This is a genomic window from Pseudomonas edaphica (genome assembly GCF_965277385.1).
Lineage (GTDB): Bacteria > Pseudomonadota > Gammaproteobacteria > Pseudomonadales > Pseudomonadaceae > Aquipseudomonas > Aquipseudomonas edaphica.
Genome location: NZ_OZ255725.1, coordinates 3,515,536 through 3,537,032 on the forward strand (window position 1 = coordinate 3,515,536; position 21,497 = coordinate 3,537,032).

Genomic DNA, 21,497 nt, shown 5'->3' on the forward strand with positions numbered 1-21,497 from the left:
ATCGTCAATAACCAGTAACTGACCGCTACCGCCCGCCAGCCGGACCGATCGTGTGAACTCAGAGCATTGAAGCTTTGATTTTTTGATTGCCGGGCTTGAATGGCAGGGGAGCGGTATGGGGAGTTACAAGAAACATGCGTACACAGCTATTTTGTCGGCCAATTTGCTGACTGCTGTGGGATTCAATCCGGTCTGGGCGGACGCAACAGCCGCCGATGCACCAAAACTCGACACCGTGATCGTCACCGGCACCCGTGCCCAAGAGCGCACCGCCAGTGCTTCGTTGTCGCCCATCGATGTCATTTCCGGTGACACATTGCGCAGCACCGGCTCCGATGAGCTGGGCGCGGTGTTGGCGCGTCTGATTCCTTCCATCAACTTCCCGCGCCCCAGTCTGGTGGACGGTGCCGAACTGGTACGCCCGGCGCAGTTGCGCGGTTTGTCGCCGGATCAGGTGTTGGTGCTGGTCAACGGTAAACGCCGCCACACCAGTGCTTTCGTCAACCTGGGCGGGGCCGTGGGGCGCGGTTCGGCGCCAGCGGATTTGAATGCGATCCCGCTGTCGGCGGTCGACCATATCGAAGTGCTGCGCGACGGCGCGTCGGCGCGCTATGGCTCGGACGCGATTGCCGGGGTGATCAACGTGATCCTCAAGCACGACGACCACGGCGGCTCTGTCTCGACCAAATTTGGCGAGTACAAGAAGGGTGACGGCATCCAGCGCAACGTCAGCGGCAACACCGGGTTTGCCTTGGGCCAAAACGGCTTTATCAACGTTTCGGGCGAAGGCGCCGACAACGACTACACCAACCGCGCCGGCGACGATTTCCGCCCTGGCAGCGTGGGTTCCACCACCTATGGCCAGCGCGTGTTCCGTCAGGGAGAGCCGGCCACCAATGAAGGCAAATTCCAGTTCAACTCCGAATATTCCTTCAACGATGCAGCCGAGTTCTACACCTTCGGCGGTTACAGCAAGCGTCGTGGCGAAACGGCGGCGTTCTATCGGGCGAGCAACGCGTCCAACAACATCCCGGCGCTCAACCCCAATGGCTACCTGCCGCTGATCAAGGGCAATCTTGAAGACACGTCCTTGGTGGTCGGCCTGCGCGGCTTGCTGGCCTACGATTGGCATTACGACCTGTCGGCCAACTATGGCAAGAACCAGTACGAACTGGGCACCGAAACCATCAACACCTCACTCGGCCTGGTCACTCCGCGCAAATTTAACAACGGTACCTTGAGCAACGATCAGCGCCAGGTCAGCCTGGACCTGTCCCGTGAGTTCGACGTGGGCTTTTTGCCGTACCCGGTGTCGTTGGCTTTTGGCGGCGAATACCTGCGCCAGGGTTATCAAATTGAAGCGGGCGAGCCGGCGTCCTACTACCAGACCGGCAGTTCGGGCCTGGGTGGGTTCCGTGATGCCGACGCCGGTAGCACCTCGCGGCACAACTGGGCTCAGTATCTGGACCTGGAAACCAACTTCACCGAAAAACTCAGCGCCTCAGCCGCCGTACGTCATGAGGACTACAGCGACTTCGGCTCCAACGTCAGCGGCTCGCTGTCGGCGCGTTATGACTTCACCCCGCACGTCGCCTTGCGTGGCAGCATTTCCAATGGTTTCCGTGCGCCATCCCTGGCCCAGCAGAACTTTGCCTACACCTCGTCACAGCTGATCGGCAACACCATTCAGGAAGCTGGCACCTTCCCGGCCAACAGCCAGGTCGCCCGCCTGTTGGGCGCCGAAGACCTGAAGGCCGAGAAGTCGCGCAATTACAGTCTTGGCCTGGTGCTGGAGCCGGCCGATGACCTGACCGTGACGCTCGATGTGTACCGCATCGACATCCGCGACCGCATCAGCTTGTCATCCAACCTCAATCTCAACCCGGCGACTATCGCCTACCTGCAAGCCAATGGCGTCGGCAACATCAACTACACCAGCGCCCGCTACTTCACCAACGCCACCGACACCAGCACCGACGGTGTCGACCTGGTCGCCAACTATCGCTACCCGTTCGATAACGGCATCCGCTGGAACAGCACCGTGGGCTACAACTACAACCACACCAAAGTCACCGACGTGAAGCCCAACCCGGCGATTCTGGACAGCCTGGGCGCCAACCTGGTGCGGGTAGACCGCCGTGAGCGCATTGGTTTGCTGGGCGATACCACGCCGCAGCACAAGCTCAGCCTGGGCAACGACTTCACCTACGGTCGTTGGGCGCTGCACAGCAACCTGGTGCGCTATGGGGAATTCACCAGCTACCAGGCCGACAAGGTCAACGACCAGACCTTCAAGGCCGCCTGGGTGCTGGACCTGTCGGCAGACTATAAGTTGAAGAACTGGACCTTCACGTTGGGCGGCGACAACATCACCGATAAATACCCGGAGAAGGTCAATGCCTACGCCAGCAGCGGCGGCAACCTCGCCTACAGCACTTTTTCGCCGTACGGTTACAGCGGCGCGTTTTATTACGGTAAAGTTGCTTACAACTGGTAACACGCAGGGGACCTAAGCGATCCGCCATGACCGTTATTGAAACCGATCTGTTGCAATTGGCTTACCCTCCGCGGCTCGATCTGGGGCCGCAACTGACTCACGAGCAATTAATGAGTTCGATGCAGGCCACCATGGCCAGGCATAAGGGCGGGCCGGTCTGGCTATTCGCTTATGGTTCGCTGATCTGGCGTCCCGAATGCTCGTCGACCCAGCGCATGCGCGCACGGGTTCACGGTTATCACCGGGGTTTGTACCTGTGGTCACATGAGCATCGAGGCACGCCGGAGTCGCCGGGGTTGGTGTTCGGCCTGGATCGCGGCGGTTCTTGCAGCGGGTTTGCCTACCGCTTGCCGGAAGACCAGCTTGAGGCCTCGCTTTATGCCTTGTGGCAGCGCGAGATGCCTTACCCGTCGTACCGACCGCACTGGCTCAGCTGCCGCCTGGAAGATGGCAGCCAAGTGCAGGCGCTGGGGTTTGTGTTGGAGCGGCACTTGCCCAGCTATGCTGGCAACCTGCCGGATATCGTGCTTAACCACGTGTTGGAAAGCGCTTGCGGGCGTTACGGCACCACTCGCGATTATGTCGAGCAGACCGTGAACGCCCTGCGTAGCCACGCCATGCCAGATAAAAACCTGGAGGCGCGGCTCAAGCGTTGTGCCAAAGACTGCGGCGGGAATTAACGCGCCGCGCTGACGCTGTTGGTGTGCCACAGCGTCGGGATCAGGAACGCGATCGCCAACAGGCATGCGCCCACCAGCAACACAAACCCACCGTCCCAGCCGAAATGGTCCACGGTGTAGCCCATGGCTGCACTCGCTGCCACCGAACCACCCAGGTAGCCGAACAAGCCCGTGAAACCAGCAGCGGTGCCCGCGGCTTTCTTCGGCGCCAGTTCCAGCGCCTGCAGGCCGATCAGCATCACCGGGCCGTAGATCAGGAAGCCGATGGAGAACAGCGCAATCATGTCGACCATTGGGTTGCCTGGCGGGTTGAGCCAGTAAACCAGGGTCGCCACGGTGACCAACGCCATGAACACGATGCCGGTCAGTCCACGGTTGCCACGGAAGATCTTGTCCGACATCCAGCCGCACAGCAGCGTGCCTGGAATGCCCGCCCACTCGTAGAAGAAGTACGCCCACGAGGTTTTATCCACGTCGAAGTGCTTGGCTTCTTTGAGGTAGGTCGGTGCCCAGTCCAGTACGCCGTAGCGCAGCAGGTAGACGAACACGTTGGCGAAGGCGATGTACCACAGCATTTTGTTGCGCAGCACGTACTTGACGAAGATTTCCTTGGCGCTGAACTCGTCTTCGTGGCTGGCGTTGTAGCCTTCCGGGTAGTCGTTCTTGTACTGCTCGATGGGCGGCAGGCCGACCGATTGCGGGGTGTCGCGCATGGTGATGAAGGCAAATGCCGCCACGGCCAATGCCACGGTCGCCGGCACATAGAACGCTGCGTGCCAGTCGTTGAACCACGCCATACCCAGCAGGAACAGCGGGCCGATCAGGCCACCGCCGACGTTATGCGCCACGTTCCACACCGACACCACGCCGCCGCGTTCTTTCTGCGACCACCAGTGCACCATGGTGCGCCCACTCGGCGGCCAGCCCATGCCCTGTGCCCAGCCGTTGATGAACAGCAAAATGAACATCATGGTTACGCTGGACGTCGCCCAAGGTGCGAAACCGAAAATGAACATCACACCGGCCGATATCAACAGGCCAAAGGGCAGGAAGTAGCGTGGGTTGGAGCGGTCGGACACCAGGCCCATCAGGAACTTGGACAAGCCGTAGGCAATCGCGATGGCTGACATTGCCAGGCCCAGCTCGCCACGGGTGTAACCCTCGTCGATCAGGTACGGCATGGCCAGCGAGAAGTTTTTGCGCAGCAGGTAGTAGCCCGCGTAACCGAAGAAAATACCGGCGAAGATCTGCCAGCGCAGCCGTCGATAGGTACTGTCTATTTTTTCTTCAGGCAGGGGCGCCTGGTGTGCGGCAGGACGAAAGAAAGCAAACATTCAAGAGCTCCAAATTTCTTGTTTTGACTGCGGATGCGAATGTTACAGTTTCGTTACCGAAAATAGCATCGCCTCTTATCTGCAAACACAGGAAATTGGAGCGATTGCATGTTCTCTTACGAACATGTCGCTAATAGATAAGAGTGGGTCGGTATCAGGTCTTAAGACCTAAAGAGATCAACTGTGGGAGCTGGCTTGCCTGCGATTGCGGTCTATCAATTGCAGCTGTGTGAGCTGACCCACCGCTATCGCAGGCAAGCCAGCTCCCACATGGACCGCATTCAGCGGGTCTGGACGACAACCTTTCCCACAGCCCTGCGTTGCCCCAGGTCATTGATCGCCTGCGCAGCCTGCTCAAGCGGGTAAGTCTGCGACACCAACGGCTTCAACTTGCCCTCGCCATACCAGGTGAACAACTGCTGGAAGTTCGCCGCATTGTCCTGCGGCTGGCGCTGGGCGAACGAGCCCCAGAACACCCCAACCACCGATGCACCCTTGAGCAGCGCCAGGTTTACCGGCAGTTCGGGAATGCGCCCGCTGGCAAAGCCCACCACCAGCAGGCGTCCGTTCCAGGCAATGCCACGCACGGCCTGGTCAAACAGGTCGCCGCCGACGGGGTCGTAGATCACATCGACACCATTGCCGTCGGTCAGGCGCTTGATCTCGTCTTTGAGGCTGGCTTCGCTGTAGTTGATCAGCTCATCCGCACCGGCCGCCTTGGCCACGGCGAGTTTGTCGGCGCTGCTGGCGGCGGCAATCACCCGGGCGCCCATGGCTTTGCCGATTTCCACCGCCGCCAGGCCCACGCCGCCGGAAGCGCCGAGCACCAGCAGGGTTTCGCCAGGTTGCAGGTTGGCGCGTTGTTTCAGTGCATGCATCGAGGTGCCGTAGGTCATGCTGAAGGCGGCGGCAGTGGTGAAATCCATGCTCGGCGGGATCGGCAGCACGTTATAGCCCGGCACCGCGACCTGCTCGGCAAAGCTGCCCCAACCGGTCAGGGCCATGACCCGGTCGCCGACGTTGAGGTGGCTGACCTTTTCACCCACTTCGCTGACCACGCCGGCCGCTTCGCCACCCGGCGAGAACGGGAAGGGCGGCTTGAACTGGTACTTGCCCTCGATGATCAAGGTGTCCGGGAAATTCACCCCGGCCGCGTGCACGTCCAGCAGGATTTCGTTCTTCTTGATCGCGGGGCTGGCGATCTCTTCCAGCACCAGGGTTTCGGCGGGGCCGAAGGCTTTGCACAGCACAGCTTTCATCGGACTATTCCTTTTGGCGTCGTGGCCGATAAGTGTAGGAGGGTACGCCCGTGGGTCAACGAGCATGCCTGGCCCTGATAAGTCGCCATAAGCTTGTACTCAGCCTTGCTAGCGTTATGCTACCCGGCAACCGAATTCGAGGAATGAACTGTGAAAACGTGGATCCTGTTGATGCTCGCCCTGACCTTGCCGTTGGCAGCCCAGGCCGAAGAAGCGAAAGAAGGCGAGGCGCCGAAGGTCAGCTATATCAGCCTGACCCCACCCTTTGTGGGCAATTACGGCCTGGATGGCACGGCAAAACTGCGGGTCTACAAGGCCGATATCGCCCTGCGCGTGACCGGGCCTGAAGCGGCTGCGGCCGTCAAAGCCAACGACCCGTTGATTCGTAACCAACTGGTGGCGCTGTTTACCCAGCAGACCAACGAAGCCATGAGCACGGTCGAAGGCAAAGAAAAGCTGCGCCAGGAAGCCCTGAAGCAAACCCAGCAAGTCATGAATGACGAGACCGGCAAGCCGGTGGTGGAAGACCTGTTGTTCAACAACTTGATCATCCAGTAAGTCGCTGCGCGACTATCGCGGGCAAGCCCGCTCCCACAGGTGAATGCATTCCAGGGGTGGGAGCGGGCTTGCCCGCGATGGCGCCAGTACAGACGCTTCAGGAAGCCAGGCTTTTACGAAACCTGGCCAACGCCACCGCAAAAAACACCAACCCAATCCCCACCAACGCCAGCAAATCCGGCCACACCACACCCACGCCCGCATCACGAAACAGTATGGCCGCGCTCAAACTCACAAAGTGCGTCGACGGTGAGCCCTGCATCACCCATTGCAACCACTCGGGCATGCTGTCCAATGGCGTACTGCCGCCAGACAGAAGCAGCATCGGAATAATCACCGGAATCGCCAGCAAGCCAAACTGAGGCGTCGAACGCGCAAGGGTGGCGAGGAAGATCCCCAGTGCCGTACTCGCAAACAGGTACAGCGCCGTCACCAGCAAAAACAGGCTCAGGGACCCGGCCAGCGGCACACCGAGCAAGCCTTTGACTACCAGCTCCAGCGACAGCCACGTACACAGCACCACCACCAGCATGTTGCTCCAGATTTTTGCCAGCATGATTTCCAGCGCGGTCAGCGGCAGCACCAGCAAATGGTCGAGCGTGCCGTGCTCACGCTCGCGCAGCAGCGCTGTGCCGGTGAGCACAATGGCCAGGATGGTGATGTTATTGACGATCTGGATCACCGCCAAAAACCAGCCGCCTTCCAGGTTGGTGTTGAACAACGCCCGTGTGGTCAGCCGCGCAGGCGTCTTGCCAGCCGCGTCGGTTTGCCCGCCGTAGCTTTGCAACTCACGCTGGAAAATCCGGCCGATATAGCCTGCGCCCATAAATGCCTGGCTCATCGCTGTGGCATCGACGTTCACCTGCACACCCGGCTGGCGCCCGGCCAACAGGTCGGCCTGGAAGTTGGCTGGCACATTGATCACGAAGGTGTACTCGCCGCTGTCCATGACCTTGTCCAATTGGTCGTAGTCCAGTGGTGCAGGCGGTTGAAACTCGGGCGGCTGCAGCGCCTCGGCCATTTGCCGCGACAGCGCGCTGTGGTCCTCATCAACAAACGCCACGCTGGCGTTGTGCACACCAATGACCGAGCCAGCGGCGGGCATGTAGATCGCGACAGTGAAGGCGTAGAACAAAAACAGCAGCAACACGCTGTCGTGACGCAGGCTGGTCAATTCCTTGAAGCCCAGGCGCAGGATATGAGCGAGCTTGTGCATCAGGCCTCCTGCTTTTTGAGCATGATCAGGCTCAGCCCAGTGAACCCGACGAAAAACCCGAACAGCGCCAGGCATTGCGGCCACAACTGGCGCAGGTCCAGGGCCTTGGTGAAGGTGCCCACTGCGATATCCAGAAAGTGCCCGGCGGGGAATAACGTGCCCATCAGCGCGGCCGCGCCTTCCAGGGACGAGCGCGGTACGATCAGCCCGGAGAACTGGATGGTCGGCAGGCTGGTGATGATCATGGTGCCGAGGATCGCCGCGATCTGGGTGCGGGTGAACGCGGAAATCAGCAGACCCATGCTCGTCGTTGCGAGTACATACAACAGGCCGCCTACCGCCAGCGCCACGCCGCTGCCCTTGAATGGCACGCCGAACAGCCAGCGGTTCATCGCCACCAGCAGTGCCAGGTTCACCAGGCTAACGGCCAGATACGGCGCCTGTTTGCCCAACAGGAACTCCAGGCGCGTCAGCGGCGTGGCGTAGAAGTTGGTGATCGACCCCAGCTCCTTTTCACGCACGATGCCCAACGCGGTGAGCATTGCCGGGATAAACGCCAGGATCAGCGCCATCACGCCAGGGCCGATGGCGTTCACACTGACTACATCCTGGTTGTAGCGAAAGCGTGTTTCCAGCTTGGCGGCGGCTTGTGTGCTGCCGGGCAGGCTGCTCAGTTCGGCCAGTTGCTGGAGATTGCCTTGGTGCACCGCTTCGACGTAGTTACGGCTGGTTTCGGCGCGAAACGGCATGCCGCCATCGATCCACGCAGCCACGGTGGGTTGGCGGCCGGCGTACAGGTCGCGGCCAAAACCGGGTGGAATTTCCAGCGCCAGTTTGATTTCTGAACGTTGCAGGCGCCGGTGCAGTTCGTTGGCATCGCGGATGGGGGCTTGTTCGGCGAAGTAGCGCGAGCTGCGGAAGGCTTCCAGGTAGGCGCGACTTTGCGGAGTCTGGTCCTGGTCGTAGACGGCGAAGGCAAGGTTTTCCACGTCCAGGGAAATGCCGTAACCGAAGATCACCATCATGAACATCGCACCGAGCAGGGCGAAGGCCATGCGCACTTTGTCGCGCAACAGCTCTTTGCCTTCGCGACTGGCCACGGCCAGCAGGCGGGCGATGCTGAAGCCGCGTTTGCTGACGGGCGGCGTGCTGCTTTCGCTGACAGTTTTGTTCGGTGCGGCAGGTTCGGCTTCGCCTTGGGCCTGTTCCAGGCAGGTGACGAACGCAGCCTCCAATGTGTCGCCGTGGAATTGCTGCTGCAACGCGTCGGGGGTGTCGCAGGCCAGCACTTTGCCCGCGTGCATCAGCGAGATGCGGTCGCAGCGCTGGGCCTCGTTCATAAAGTGGGTGGACAGAAAGATCGTCACGCCTTGCTCGCGGGACAACTCAACCAATAGCCGCCAGAAATCATCCCGCGCCGCGGGGTCTACGCCCGAGGTCGGCTCATCGAGAATCAGCACTTCCGGGCGATGCAGCACCGCCACCGCCAGTGACAAGCGCTGGCGCAGGCCCAGGGGCAACTCGCCGGAGGGTTGCTCGGCCACTTCACCGAGGTCGAAGCGCTGGATCAGCTCGTCGATACGCGGGCCGCTGTCGGCCTTGGGCAAGTCGAACAGTTGCGCATGCAGCACCAGGTTCTGGCGCACGCTGAGTTCGCCGTACAGCGAAAAGCTTTGCGACATAAAGCCCACGCGCTTGCGAGTGGCCAAATCCTTGGCATTCACCGGGTTACCCAGCAGCGTGGCGCTGCCTTCGGTGGCCGGCATCAGCCCGGTGAGAACTTTCATGGTGGTCGTCTTGCCGCAGCCGTTGGAACCGAGAAAGCCGAAGATCTCGCCGCGACCAATCGCAAAGCTGACCTTGTTCACCGCCGTAAAATCCCCAAAGCGCAGCGTCAGGTCGTGGGCTTCGATGGCGATATCAGTGTTGCCACTTTCGCGCGGCGGGATCACCAGCGGCTGGTTGTTGTGGGCGCTGTCACCCTGGAAATGAGTAAAAGCCTCATCCAGTTTGCCGCTGGGTGTAACGGCTGCCAGTTCGCGGCTCAGGCCGTCGGCGATCAGCTTGCCGCGATCGAGCATCAGGCAATGTTCGAACTGCTCGGCCTCTTCCATGTAGGCGGTGGCTACCAGCAGCGTCAGCTGTGGGCGCTCGCTGCGCACGGTGTCGACCAGCTCCCAGAAACGCCGGCGCGACAGTGGGTCGACGCCCGTGGTGGGTTCGTCGAGGATCAACAAATCAGGGTCGTGGATCAGCGCGCAGCACAGGCCGAGCTTCTGCTTCATGCCGCCGGACAACTTCCCGGCCGGGCGCTCGGCGAAGCGTGCGAGGTCGGTGGCCAGCAGCAGGTTGTGCATGCGTTGCTCGCAATCGGCTTTGGACAAACCGAACAGCGTGGCGAAGAAACGGATGTTCTCGCTGATGGACAACTCAGGGTAAAGGTTGCCGCCCAGGCCTTGGGGCATAAAGGCGATGCGCGGGTACAGGCTATTGCGATGGCGGCGATCTTCGATGGAGCCGCCGAGCACCTCAAGCTGGCCAGCCTGAAGTTTTTTGACCCCGGCGATCAGCCCCAGCAAACTTGACTTGCCCGCGCCATCCGGGCCGATCAACCCGCAACGGGTGCCCGCCGGCAGGCTGAAGGCAATGTCGATCAGCGCCTGTTGCTTGCCGTAACGGTGTTGGATGCCGGTGGCGTGCAGCGCCAGGTCGGTCATTGCAGGTTGGCCGGCCAGTCGATATCCCCCGTGCGCACATAACCCGCGCCAGGCATGCCCGGTTTGGCCTGTGGTACGGCGCTGGGTTGGGTCAGGCGCAGCTTGACGCGGAACACCAGTTTTTGGCGTTCGTCGCGGGTCTCAACCTCTTTTGGGGTGAATTGCGATTTGGCTGCAACAAAGCTGATTTTTGCCGGCAGCGGCTGCTGGGGCAGGGCGTCGAGCAGGATGCGTGCGTCGCTGCCAACGGTCAGGCGGCCGGTGACGGAGGCGGGCAGGTACAGGTTCATGTATTGATCATTCGGGTCAATCAGCAGTAACACTCTGCCGCCTGCGCCGAGCACTTCACCCGGTTCGGCCAGGCGCAATTGAATGATGCCGTCGATGGGCGCGCGCAGGCTGCTGTCGTCGATTTCGCTGGTGAGCTGGGCCACTTGGGCCTGCGCCGCGCCGATGGCCGCTTTCACCGCGTTGACCTGAGCCTGCGCTGCGATCACGGCCGCATTGCCGGTGTTCTGGCGTGCTTGCTGCTGGTCGATCAACTGGCTGCTGGCAAAGCCGCGCTTGTACAGCTCCTGGGTGCGCTTGAGTTCCTGATGGGCCAGCAATTGTTCGCTTTGGCGCAGTTGTACGTTGGCCTCGGCGGCGGCGAAGTTTTCCTTGGCGCGCAGCACTTCGGCTTCGGCCTGGGTGCGCTGAGCTTCAAGGGTGCGGGTGTCCATGCGTGCGAGTAATTGACCTTTGAGCACCTTGTCGCCTTCATCTACGCGCACTTCGGCCAGGCGCCCGGGGATCTTGGCGGCGATCTGCACTTCGGTGGATTCCAGGCGGCCATTGCCCATGCTCAGGCCTTCGGGCAGGCGGTCCTGAGTCGATCGCCAATAACCGAAGCCGCCGGCACCCAGCAACAAAGTGATGAGCGCAACGGCGAAAAGGCGCGACATAGTGTGATTCGTAGACATGACGGCATCCTGCGGCATTAGCATCCTAGTTTGACCGATACCGCCCGAAGGGTCTTGATACCGGTCAAATGAAGCGCAAGCCTAACCCGCTTGGCGTGCAGATGCATGCATCACAGGTGTGACCGCAGGGTTCTGCCTTTTCAGCGCAGGGCGAGTACCGCTGCCCATTGTTCGGCCGTCACCGGCATCACCGACAATCGGCTGCCTTTTTGCACCAGCGGCAATTCGGCGAGGGCGGTTTGTTGTTTCAGGTAGCCAAGGCCCAGCACCTTTGCAAAGGTCTCGACGTGGGCCACGTTGAGTGCAGTCCACGGGTTTTTCTCCGGCGTGGCTTTGGCATCGAAGTAGTGGCTTTCGGGTTCCAGCGCGGTCGGGTCCGGATAGGCCGCCTCGACAATTTTGCCGATACCGGCAATGCCCGGCTCAGGGCAACTGGAGTGGTAGAAGAAAAACTCATCACCAACGGCCATGGCTCGCAAAAAATTGCGTGCCTGATAGTTGCGCACCCCGTCCCAGCGCGTTTCACCGAGCTTTTCCAGGCCTTTGATGGAGAGTTCATCGGGCTCGGATTTCATCAGCCAGTAGGCCATTTTTGGGCTCCTGAAAAAGGCATTGGATAAGTTGTCAGGCAATTCCATGACAAACCGACAGTCGGTTGGCGTCAAGGTTTGCGTGTTGGGTCACGTTACCGCAGAATGCCCGCTTTTAAGCTTGACGCAGCTGCAACGGACTACTTTGGAACGTTGTTGTCATCGTGTACGAGGTGCCTGAAGGGGGGCAATCGATGCAACGTAAACCGGATTTACTATGGATTTTGGTTATTTTGTTTGGCCTGGGCGTCGTGACCACCGGATATGCCCAGAGCTTGTGGTCGAACAAGACCGATGCACCGGTTGAACTGGCTCAGCAGCAGCCACAACCGTTCAAGCGTTAACACTGCTTTTTAAGGCGTCGCTGGTTCCAGCGACGTTTCTGCGACATACCATTTTTTATCGGTGACCGTGCCAGCCAATGGCACATCCCAGCTTGCCTGTGCCAGGCGCTCGACCTTCTGACATTCATGGGCCAGGCCCAGCAGCGTGGGCTTGCGCCAGTTTTTGCGCCGAGCCAGGTAGGCCAGGCTGCGGTCATAAAACCCACCGCCCATGCCCAGTCGCCCACCCACATCATCGAAGCCCACCAGCGGCAACAGCACCAGGTCCAGCGCCCAAACTTGGCGCTGGCGGTTGGCATTTACGTGCGGCTCAAGGATGCGAAAGCGGTTGGGCAACAACTTATCTCCAGGCCGCACACGCTGGAACACCATCTTGGTGCGCGGCCAGGCACTGAGTACCGGCAGATAAGTGGCCTTGCCCCGGCGCTGGGCAGCGCGCAGCAGCAGGCGCGGATCGATTTCACCGTCCGTGGGCAGATATAAAGAGATATGTTTGGCCCGGCGAAACAGCGGGTGCTGTGCCAGTTGCCGATACAGGCCGTGGGCGGCCTTGCGCTGCTCGCTCGGCGTAAGCGCGCGGCGGGCTTTGCGCAACATGCGTCGAAGTTGCGGACGGGAAAGCGGCGCAGGTTCGGTCATGGTTGTTCGGCTCATAAAACAATGCCAGTCCTGGGACTGGCATTGAGTTTGGGAATTCAGGCTCCCCGACAGAGCCGCTGTCGACTTAGCCCTTGAACCCGAAAGTTCAAGGTGGAAGATGCAGTAGGCTTTAAGGCTTTCCGTCTAGCGGACATGCACACCAGCCCAACGTGCAACTTCCAGGGTAGTGCGAATCGGCTCAGGGACATCGCCGACTGGCAAACACGCCAGGGAGTGGGGCGAGTATACCTTAAACAGACGCGTCAATCAGCCCTTGGGTGGCTCTGGCTCGGTAGAAAGTGCCAGATCCACGCGTTCGAGCAGGTCACGCACTTGCTCACGCGTCGAGCCGCTGGCCTGCACGTCAGGCCGTTCCTGCTTATGCAGCAGATCGTGGGTAATGTTCAGTGCGGCCATCACGGCGATACGGTCGGCGCCGATGACTTTGCCGCTGCTGCGGATTTCACGCATCTTGCCGTCCAGATAGCGGGCAGCACTCACCAGATTGCTGCGTTCTTCCTGGGGGCAGATGATCGAATATTCTTTGTCGAGGATCTGCACGGTAACGCTATTGCTTGAACTCATGAGTCTTGCTCCAGGGCCTTCAGGCGCGAAATCATCGATTCGACCTTACGCCGGGCGATTTCGTTTTTTTCAATGAGGTGAGCGCGTTCCTCGCGCCAGGTCTTTTCCTGAGCTAATAGGAGTCCGTTTTGACTCTTAAGTTGCTCAACCCGATCAATTAGCAGTTCGAGTCTGGCCATCAGCGCTTGCAGGTCGGTGTCTTCCATTGGGTTCCACTGGATTTGTCTGATGAATGGCAACTTCAGGATAAACGATCTGACGCCCTCGATAGTCTTGGTACGTCTGCCGGTGCTAGGATACAGCGCTTCATTCTAGACATTGCGCCGTCTGGCGCCTAGCTCACCATGCCTATTCAGAACTCCCCGTACGACGCTTTTTCCAAACTGCTGAGCTCCAGCGGTCATCCTTGCTCGCCTGCCGAACTGCACGGCGTGCTGTTGGGCCGCAGCTGCACGGGCGTTGGCTTCGATGCCGACAACTGGCTGGCCGATGTGGCCGAGCTGCTGGAAACCGAACCTACCGAGAACGTGCGTAACGCGCTGATCGGCCTGCAAGAGATGGTTAAAGGCGAGTTGACCGGTGATGACGTCACCGTCGTTCTGCTGCTGCCGACCGACGATGCACCGCTCACCGAACGCGCTGCAGCATTGGGCCAATGGTGCCAGGGTTTCCTGCACGGCTTCGGTGTGAATGCCGGCGGCCTGGAACTGAGCACTGATGCCAAAGAAGTGTTGCAAGACCTGGCGGCCATCTCCCAGGTGCAAGATGCCCTGGAAGAATCCGAAGACGGCGAAGGCGACTATATGGAGGTGATGGAATACCTGCGTGTCGCGCCGCTGCTGTTGTTCACCGAGACCAAAAAATCCGCTGAGCCCGCCGCACCCAAGCCGTCGCTGCACTAAGTAAGGAAGCCCATCTGCCCATGATCCATATCCCGAAAGCGGAATACACCCGTCGCCGCAAGGCGCTCATGGCGCAGATGGAACCCAACAGCATCGCGATCCTGCCGGCCGCCGCCGTGGCCATCCGCAACCGTGATGTCGAGCACGTCTACCGCCAGGACAGCGACTTCCAGTACCTGAGCGGCTTCCCTGAACCTGAAGCTGTGATCGTGCTGATGCCCGGTCGCCAGCATGGCGAGTACGTGCTGTTCTGCCGCGAGCGCAACGCCGAACGCGAATTGTGGGACGGCCTGCGCGCCGGCACCGAAGGCGCCATTCGCGACTTTGGCGCTGACGATGCATTCCCCATCACCGATATTGACGACATCCTGCCCGGCCTGATCGAAGGCCGCGACCGGGTGTATTCGGCCATGGGCAGCAACGCCGAATTCGACCGGCATCTGATGGAGTGGATCAACGTGATCCGTTCCAAGGCGCACCTGGGCGCCCAGCCGCCGAACGAATTTGTTGCCCTGGATCATCTGCTCCACGACATGCGCCTGTATAAATCGGCGGCAGAAGTGAAGGTGATGCGCGAGGCCGCGCGAATTTCCTGTGCGGCCCACGTCAAGGCGATGCAGGCCAGCCGCGCGGGGCTGTATGAGTTCAGCCTCGAAGCCGAGCTGGATTACGAGTTCCGCAAGGGCGGCGCGAAGATGCCGGCCTATGGCTCCATCGTCGCCGCCGGGCGCAACAGCTGCATCCTGCACTACCAGCAGAATGACGCGCTGCTCAAGGACGGCGATCTGGTGTTGATCGACGCCGGTTGCGAGATCGACTGCTACGCCAGCGATATCACGCGCACGTGGCCGGTCAGCGGCAAGTTTTCGCCCGAACAAAAGGCGATCTATGAAATTGTGCTGGCCTCCCAGGAAGCCGCCTTCGCCCAGATTGCACCGAACAAACATTGGAACCAGGCCCACGAGGCGACCGTGCAGGTCATCACCGCCGGGCTGGTGAAGTTGGGGCTGTTGCAAGGTAACGTCGACGAGTTGATCGCCAGCGAAGCCTACCGTGCCTTTTATATGCACCGCGCCGGCCACTGGCTGGGCATGGATGTGCACGATGTGGGCGAATACAAAGTGGGCGGTGAATGGCGTGTGCTGGAAGTGGGCATGGCCTTGACCGTGGAGCCGGGGATTTATATTTCGCCGGACAACCAGAACGTGGCAAAGAAATGGCGTGGCATTGGCGTACGCATCGAGGATGACGTGGTAGTGACCAAGCAAGGCTGTGAAATTCTGACCGGTGGTGTGCCTAAAACTGTCGCTGAGATCGAAGCGCTGATGGCGGCTGCCCGATGAGCCGGGTCAACCTGGCGATTATCGGTGGTGGCCTGGTGGGCGCCAGCCTGGCGTTGGCCTTGCAGGCCGGTGCCAAGGCACGGGGTTGGAAGATCGTGCTGATCGAGCCATTTGCCCCAGGCGACACTTACCAACCGAGCTACGATGCACGTTCTTCGGCGTTGTCTTACGGTGCCCGTCAGATCTATCAGCGCCTGGGTGTGTGGCAGGACATCTCCCGCCGCGCCGAGCCGATCAAGCAGATCCACGTGTCTGACCGTGGGCGTTTCTCCACTGCGCGCTTGTCCGCCATGGAGGAGGGCGTGCCGGCCCTCGGCTATGTGGTGGAAAACGCCTGGCTCGGACAGTGCCTGTGGCAAGGCCTGGACAAAGAGGTGGTGAGCTGGCGCTGCCCGGCGGAAGTCACGCGTATGGAGCCGCTGCCCGACGGCTATCGCCTGACCCTCAACGATGAAACCGTACTGGAATGCGACCTTGCGGTATTGGCCGACGGTGGTCGCTCCGGTTTGCGCGAGCAGTTAGGTATTGGCGTGAAAACCCGCCCGTACAACCAGAGCGCGCTGATCGCCAACATCACCCCCAGCGAAGCCCACAACGGCGAGGCCTTCGAGCGCTTTACCGATGAAGGCCCGATGGCCCTGTTGCCGTTACCGGACAACCGCTGCGCGCTGGTGTGGACACGCATCGGCATGGACGCCCAGCGTTTGGCCAACCTCGACGAGCGTAGTTTCTTGAGCGAACTGCAGGGCGTGTTCGGCTATCGCCTGGGCACCCTCAAGCAAGTCGGCGCACGGCACCTGTACCCGCTGACGCTGGTGGAGGCCGAAGAACAAGTGCGCTCGCACCTGGCGATCCTCGGCAATGCCGCCCACAGCCTGCACCCGATTGCCGGGCAGGGGTTCAACCTGTCCCTGCGCGATGCCAATGCCTTGGCCGAAGCCTTGTTGGCCGGGCCGCAGGTGCCGGGAGACTTGGCGACCTTGCAGCGCTACCGCGAAAGCCAGCACCTGGACCAAAAGCTCACAGTGGGCTTCTCCGATCAAGTCACACGCCTGTTTGGCAGTGCCCAGCCGTTAGTGGCTTTGGGCCGCAACATGGGCCTGCTTGGCCTGGACCTGCTACCGCCGGCCAAACGCTGGTTCGCCCGTCAGGCCATGGGCCTGGGTACTCGCCCCGATGCGTAAGTGGTTGATCCAACGTTTGGGTAAAGCGCGGCTGTTGCGTTGGGTCATGACCCTTTATCCGCCCTATCTCGGGGCGGGGATAAGCGTGCAGCACATGAGCGCTGACTTTCGTCATGTCAAAGTGCGCATGGGCCTGGGCTGGTACAACCGCAACTATGTCGGCACGCAATTTGGCGGCAGCCTGTATTCGATGGTCGACCCGTTCTACATGTTGCTGTTGATGGAAAACCTGGGCCGCGATTACATCGTGTGGGACAAGGCCGCGAGCATCGACTTCGTGTCGCCAGGCAAAGGCCCGGTGTACGCCGAATTTTCCATCGACGACGCCTTGCTGGACGAGATTCGCCGGCAAACCCAAGGTGGCGAGAAGTACCTGCCCCACCTCAAGGTCGAGATTCATGACGGCTCCGGCACCCTGGTGGCGCGGGTCGACAAAACCCTTTACGTGCGGCGCAAGCCGCCAGCAAAGCAGGCTTAAAGCATGGACATGCGCGCAGATGTGCTGATTGTCGGGGCCGGAATGGTCGGAAGCGCCCTGGCGCTCGCGTTGCAGGGCAGTGGCCTGCAGGTGCTGCTGCTCGACGGCAGCCCGCTGAGCGTCAAGCCATTTGACCGTGAGGCTGCCTTCGAGCCACGGGTGAGCGCCTTGTCGGCGGCCAGCCAGCGCATCCTTGAGCGCCTCGGCGTGTGGGACGGCACTGTGTCGCGGCGCGCCAGCCCTTATGGCGAGATGCAAGTGTGGGACGGCAGCGGCACCGGGCAGATCCACTTCTCGGCGGCCAGTGTGCACGCCGAAGTGCTTGGGCATATCGTCGAGAACCGCGTGGTTCAGGACGCGCTGCTCGACCGCCTGCATGACTGCGACCTGGGCCTGCTGGCCAATGCTCGCCTGGAACAGATGCGCCGCTCCGGCGATGACTGGCTGCTGACCCTTGCCGACGGCCGCACATTGCGTGCACCGCTGGTGGTCGCCGCCGATGGCGCCAACTCCGCCGTACGCCGCCTGACCGGCACTGCGACCCGCGAGTGGGATTACTTGCATAACGCCATTGTCACCAGCGTTCGCAGCAGCCAGCCCCACCAGCGCACGGCGTGGCAGCGCTTTACCGACACTGGCCCGCTGGCGTTTCTGCCATTGGTGCGCGAGGGGCAGGAAGACTGGTGCTCGATCGTCTGGTCCACCACACCGGCCGAATCCGAGCGCCTGATGGCGCTGGATGATGAAAACTTCTGCCGTGAGCTGGAGCGCGCCTTTGAAGGGCGGCTCGGCACGGTGCTCAGCGCCGATCCACGTGTGTGCGTGCCATTGCGCCAACGACACGCCAAACGCTACGTGGCAGAAGGCCTGGCGTTGATCGGCGACGCGGCCCACGTGATCCACCCGTTGGCGGGGCAGGGCGTAAACCTGGGTTTCCTCGATGCGGCGGTGCTGGCCGAGGTGCTGCTGGCAGCCACTGAACGCGGTGAGCGTCTGGCTGATGTGAAAGTTTTGAGCCGCTACGAACGTCGGCGCATGCCGCATAACCTGGCGCTGATGGCGGCTATGGAAGGGTTTGAGCGCTTGTTCCAGGCCGACCAGTTGCCATTACGCTGGCTGCGCAACGCCGGGCTGAAAATGGTCGACCAGATGCCCGAAGCCAAGGCCATCTTCGTCCGCCAGGCCTTGGGCCTGACCGGCGACCTCCCGGAGCTGGCCAAACCCTGAGGGCGCCTGAGTACCCTTTGGGAGCCGGGCTTGCCCGCGATGGGGCCATTGGCCCCAGCACAAATCCGAGCCATGCAACATCTCGTAACGCCTCCAGCAAGCGCTACCAAATGTGAGTCCTTATCATTTGCCCTCTTTTTGCAAATGAGAGACCGCACCCATGTTGGCACCCAAGCGCCTCCTGACTGCCCTGGCACTCACCCTTATCGGCAGCACCACCGTGCAGGCAGCCGACGAAGTCGTGGTCTACTCCTCGCGCATCGACGAACTGATCAAGCCGGTGTTCGATGCCTACACCAAAAAGACTGGCGTGCAGGTGAAGTTCATCACCGACAAGGAAGCCCCGCTGATGCAGCGCATCAAGGCCGAAGGCGAGAACGCCACGGCCGACCTGTTGCTCACCGTGGACGCCGGCAACCTTTGGCAGGCTGAGCAAATGGGCATCCTGCAGCCGTTCACCTCGGCGGTGATCGACAAGAATATTCCGTTGCAATATCGCTCCTCTAACCACGCCTGGACCGGCTTGAGCCTGCGTGCGCGGACCATCGCCTATTCCACCGACCGGGTAAAACCCGGTGACCTGACCACTTACGAAGCCCTGGCCGACAAGCAATGGGAAGGCCGCTTGTGCCTGCGCACGGCGAAGAAGGTCTACAACCAGTCGCTGACCGCCACCCTGATCGAAACCCATGGCGCGGCCAAAACCGAGGAAATCGTCAAAGGCTGGGTCAACAACCTGTCCACCGACGTGTTCTCCGACGACATCGCGGTGCTGGAGGCGATCAACGCCGGGCAATGCGACGTGGGCATCGTCAACACCTACTACTACGGCCGCCTGCACAAGCAGAAGCCAGACCTGGCGGTAAAACTGTTCTGGCCGAACCAGGGCGACCGTGGCGTGCACGTGAACCTGTCGGGCATTGGCCTGACTAAGCACGCGCCGCATCCGGAAGCGGCCAAGGCATTGGTTGAGTGGATGACCACGCCTGAGGCGCAGCAGATCTTTGCCGATGTGAACCAGGAGTTCCCGGCCAACCCGGCGGTGCCGCCATCAGCAGAAGTGGCGACCTGGGGCAAGTTCGTGGCTGACACCTTGCCGGTGGAAGTGGCCGGCAAGCGCCAGGCTGAGGCTATCCGCCTGATGGATCGCGCCGGCTGGAACTAACTACAATTTGCAGGCAAGCGCCGAACTAAATGTGGGAGCGGGCTTGTGTGGGAGCTGGCTTGCCTGCGATAGCATCACCCAGGTGTAACTGACACACCGAGGTGCTGCTATCGCAGGCAAGCCAGCTCCCACATTGCTTTGTGTTCACCTTGAATTTTTTACCAACCTGAGAGCTAGCCCTTGGCCCACCCCGCCCAACGCCGCTGGTACCTGCCGGTCTTCAGCGTCGCCGCCCTGGTGCTGTTGCCGCTGAGTGTGCTGTTGCTGTCCTGGCAAAGCATTGATGCGCAAATCTGGTCGCACCTGTGGGACACCCAGATGCCGCGCCTGATGGGCAATACCCTTACCTTGGTGCTGGGCGTCGGTGTGGGTGTGACCCTGCTGGGCGTGAGCCTGGCCTGGTTGACCAGCCTCTGCGAGTTTCCTGGGCGGCGCTGGCTCGATTGGGCCTTGATGCTGCCTTTTGCCATTCCCGCCTACGTACTGGCCTTTGTGTTTGTCGGCCTGCTGGATTTCGCTGGCCCGGTGCAAAGCCTGCTGCGTGAATGGTTCGGCACCGGCCTGCGGCTGCCGCGCGTGCGCTCCACCAGTGGCGTGATTATCGTGTTGGTGCTGGTGTTCTACCCCTACGTCTACCTGCTGGCGCGCACGGCGTTTCTTGCCCAGGGCAAAGGGCTGATGGAGGCGGCACGTGTGCTCGGGCAATCGCCCTGGCAAGCGTTCTGGCGCGTCGCGCTGCCCATGGCACGGCCGGCGATTGGTGCCGGCGTGGCCCTGGCCTTGATGGAAACCCTGGCGGATTTCGGCGCGGTCTCGGTGTTCAATTTCGACACCTTCACCACCGCCATCTACAAGACCTGGTACGGCTTTTTCAGCCTTTCCAGCGCTGCCCAACTGGCCAGCCTGTTGCTGCTGGTGGTGATGCTGGTGCTGTACGGCGAACGGCGAGCCCGCGGTGCCAGCCGCCCAAGCAACGAGCGGCCACGGGGCCAGGCGTTGTATCACTTGCGAGGGTTCAAGGCGGCAGCGGCCAGCACGTGGTGCGGGTTGGTGTTCGCCTGCGCCTTTGTCATCCCCATGCTGCAACTGGTCGCCTGGTTCTGGCAGCGCGGCCGCTTCGACCTGGATGAGCGCTACACCGGCCTGATCGTTCACACCCTTTACTTAGGCGGTATCGCGGCGCTGATCACGGTCAGCGTAGCGTTGATACTCGCCTTCGCCAACCGGCTGGCGCCGACACGGGCGATTCGCTCTGGTATCAGCCTGGCTAACGTCGGCTACGCCTTGCCGGGTTCGGTGCTGGCGGTGTCGATCATGTTGGCATTCAGCTACCTGGACCGAGAGCTGGTGGTACCGCTCTCGGGGTGGCTCGGCGGCGCGGGCAAACCCTTGCTGCTTGGCAGCCTGTCGGCACTGGTGCTGGCCTATCTGGTGCGCTTTCTGGCGGTGGCCTACGGGCCGTTGGAAAACAGCCTGGCGCGAATCCGCCCGTCGTTGCCGGAAGCGGCACGCAGTCTCGGGGTAAGCGGGCCACGACTGTTTTGCAAAGTGTATCTGCCGTTATTGCTGCCGGGCACGTTGAGCGCAGCGTTGCTGGTGTTCGTCGATGTGCTCAAGGAAATGCCCGCAACTTTGCTGATGCGCCCATTTGGCTGGGACACCCTGGCGGTTCGCATCTTTGAAATGACCAGTGAAGGCGAATGGGCGCGAGCCTCGTTGCCGGCGCTGACCCTCGTACTGGTGGGGTTACTGCCGGTCATCGGCTTGATCCGACGCTCTGCGAGGCAAATCGGTTAGGTGCCAGTCCTACGGCTTGC

The 21,497-nt window shown here is 61.2% G+C and carries 20 protein-coding genes and 1 other RNA gene; 11 read left to right on the plus strand and 10 right to left on the minus strand.

All coding sequences use genetic code 11. The annotated features are described in order from the left end of the window. The first annotated feature begins 115 nt into the window (after window positions 1-115). Window positions 116-2,497 (plus strand): TonB-dependent receptor plug domain-containing protein, encoded by a 2,382-nt coding sequence (locus ACQY47_RS15825; RefSeq protein WP_138453202.1) that lies wholly within the window; start codon window positions 116-118, stop codon window positions 2,495-2,497. A gap of 26 nt (window positions 2,498-2,523) precedes the next feature. Beyond that, entirely contained in the window at window positions 2,524-3,177 is a 654-nt protein-coding gene (locus tag ACQY47_RS15830) for a gamma-glutamylcyclotransferase (RefSeq protein WP_017135258.1), read from the plus strand. Here ACQY47_RS15830 and glpT read toward each other — a convergent pair. Next, a complete protein-coding gene (gene glpT, locus ACQY47_RS15835) occupies window positions 3,174-4,511 on the minus strand; it encodes a glycerol-3-phosphate transporter (protein ID WP_017135259.1) in 1,338 nt (445 codons plus the stop codon). The genes ACQY47_RS15830 and glpT overlap by 4 nt on opposite strands. A gap of 281 nt (window positions 4,512-4,792) precedes the next feature. Then, the gene (locus ACQY47_RS15840; RefSeq protein ID WP_017135260.1) at window positions 4,793-5,770 is read right to left on the minus strand and encodes an NADPH:quinone oxidoreductase family protein; all 978 of its coding nucleotides are present in this window, start codon (window positions 5,768-5,770) and stop codon (window positions 4,793-4,795) included. A 150-nt stretch (window positions 5,771-5,920) separates the two neighbouring features. Between ACQY47_RS15840 and ACQY47_RS15845 the strand changes: the two genes are divergently transcribed. Beyond that, on the plus strand, window positions 5,921-6,328 hold the full coding sequence (locus ACQY47_RS15845; protein WP_428550151.1) for a flagellar basal body-associated protein FliL: 408 nt from the start codon (window positions 5,921-5,923) through the stop codon (window positions 6,326-6,328). 97 nt (window positions 6,329-6,425) lie between these two features. Here ACQY47_RS15845 and ACQY47_RS15850 read toward each other — a convergent pair whose 3' ends face one another. From ACQY47_RS15850 to ACQY47_RS15865, 4 genes are all read right to left on the minus strand, one after another. Next, entirely contained in the window at window positions 6,426-7,544 is a 1,119-nt protein-coding gene (locus ACQY47_RS15850) for an ABC transporter permease (protein WP_017135262.1), read from the minus strand. Next, complete coding sequence (gene rbbA / locus ACQY47_RS15855) at window positions 7,544-10,261, minus strand: ribosome-associated ATPase/putative transporter RbbA (RefSeq protein WP_017135263.1); 2,718 nt, start codon at window positions 10,259-10,261, stop codon at window positions 7,544-7,546. The genes ACQY47_RS15850 and rbbA overlap by 1 nt, the downstream gene beginning before the upstream one ends. After that, a complete protein-coding gene (locus tag ACQY47_RS15860; protein ID WP_428550155.1) occupies window positions 10,258-11,223 on the minus strand; it encodes an HlyD family secretion protein in 966 nt (321 codons plus the stop codon). The genes rbbA and ACQY47_RS15860 overlap by 4 nt, the downstream gene beginning before the upstream one ends. Window positions 11,224-11,363: 140 nt before the next feature. Further along, window positions 11,364-11,813 (minus strand): EVE domain-containing protein, encoded by a 450-nt coding sequence (locus ACQY47_RS15865; RefSeq protein ID WP_099550293.1) that lies wholly within the window; start codon window positions 11,811-11,813, stop codon window positions 11,364-11,366. Window positions 11,814-12,007: 194 nt separating this feature from the next. On the opposite strand from ACQY47_RS15865, the gene ACQY47_RS15870 reads away from it, so the two are divergent. Then, window positions 12,008-12,157, plus strand: a complete 150-nt coding sequence (locus ACQY47_RS15870) for a hypothetical protein (protein WP_010207387.1) — start codon at window positions 12,008-12,010, stop codon at window positions 12,155-12,157. 9 nt (window positions 12,158-12,166) lie between these two features. Here the strand turns inward: ACQY47_RS15870 and ACQY47_RS15875 are convergent, their stop codons facing one another. From ACQY47_RS15875 to ACQY47_RS15890, 4 genes are all read right to left on the minus strand, one after another. After that, on the minus strand, window positions 12,167-12,796 hold the full coding sequence (locus tag ACQY47_RS15875; RefSeq protein WP_099550294.1) for a 5-formyltetrahydrofolate cyclo-ligase: 630 nt from the start codon (window positions 12,794-12,796) through the stop codon (window positions 12,167-12,169). Window positions 12,797-12,854: 58 nt separating this feature from the next. Further along, window positions 12,855-13,033, minus strand: a non-coding RNA gene (ssrS, locus tag ACQY47_RS15880) — 6S RNA. 30 nt (window positions 13,034-13,063) lie between these two features. Next, window positions 13,064-13,381: a cell division protein ZapA gene (locus ACQY47_RS15885; RefSeq protein ID WP_017135267.1), complete on the minus strand. Its 318-nt coding sequence runs from the start codon at window positions 13,379-13,381 to the stop codon at window positions 13,064-13,066. Then, the gene (locus ACQY47_RS15890) at window positions 13,378-13,587 is read right to left on the minus strand and encodes a TIGR02449 family protein (protein WP_003177365.1); all 210 of its coding nucleotides are present in this window, start codon (window positions 13,585-13,587) and stop codon (window positions 13,378-13,380) included. The genes ACQY47_RS15885 and ACQY47_RS15890 overlap by 4 nt, the downstream gene beginning before the upstream one ends. Before the next feature lie 138 nt (window positions 13,588-13,725). On the opposite strand from ACQY47_RS15890, the gene ACQY47_RS15895 reads away from it, so the two are divergent. The 7 genes from ACQY47_RS15895 (at window position 13,726) to ACQY47_RS15925 (ending at window position 21,477) form a co-directional block, all read left to right on the plus strand. After that, a complete protein-coding gene (locus ACQY47_RS15895) occupies window positions 13,726-14,283 on the plus strand; it encodes a YecA family protein (RefSeq protein ID WP_017135268.1) in 558 nt (185 codons plus the stop codon). A 20-nt stretch (window positions 14,284-14,303) separates the two neighbouring features. After that, a complete protein-coding gene (gene pepP, locus ACQY47_RS15900; protein WP_428550161.1) occupies window positions 14,304-15,626 on the plus strand; it encodes a Xaa-Pro aminopeptidase in 1,323 nt (440 codons plus the stop codon). Next, on the plus strand, window positions 15,623-16,810 hold the full coding sequence (gene ubiH, locus ACQY47_RS15905) for a 2-octaprenyl-6-methoxyphenyl hydroxylase (protein WP_099550295.1): 1,188 nt from the start codon (window positions 15,623-15,625) through the stop codon (window positions 16,808-16,810). Before pepP ends, ubiH begins: the two co-directional genes overlap by 4 nt. Continuing rightward, window positions 16,803-17,288 carry a DUF4442 domain-containing protein gene (locus ACQY47_RS15910; RefSeq protein ID WP_058421186.1) on the plus strand — a complete coding sequence of 162 codons (486 nt, stop codon included), beginning with the start codon at window positions 16,803-16,805 and terminating at the stop codon, window positions 17,286-17,288. The genes ubiH and ACQY47_RS15910 overlap by 8 nt, the downstream gene beginning before the upstream one ends. 9 nt (window positions 17,289-17,297) lie before the next feature. Beyond that, window positions 17,298-18,515: a 2-octaprenyl-3-methyl-6-methoxy-1,4-benzoquinol hydroxylase gene (locus tag ACQY47_RS15915; RefSeq protein WP_428557364.1), complete on the plus strand. Its 1,218-nt coding sequence runs from the start codon at window positions 17,298-17,300 to the stop codon at window positions 18,513-18,515. 160 nt (window positions 18,516-18,675) lie between these two features. Beyond that, the gene (locus tag ACQY47_RS15920) at window positions 18,676-19,680 is read left to right on the plus strand and encodes an extracellular solute-binding protein (RefSeq protein WP_017135273.1); all 1,005 of its coding nucleotides are present in this window, start codon (window positions 18,676-18,678) and stop codon (window positions 19,678-19,680) included. 180 nt (window positions 19,681-19,860) lie between these two features. Next, complete coding sequence (locus ACQY47_RS15925) at window positions 19,861-21,477, plus strand: ABC transporter permease (RefSeq protein WP_177033789.1); 1,617 nt, start codon at window positions 19,861-19,863, stop codon at window positions 21,475-21,477. Window positions 21,478-21,497: the final 20 nt, after the last annotated feature.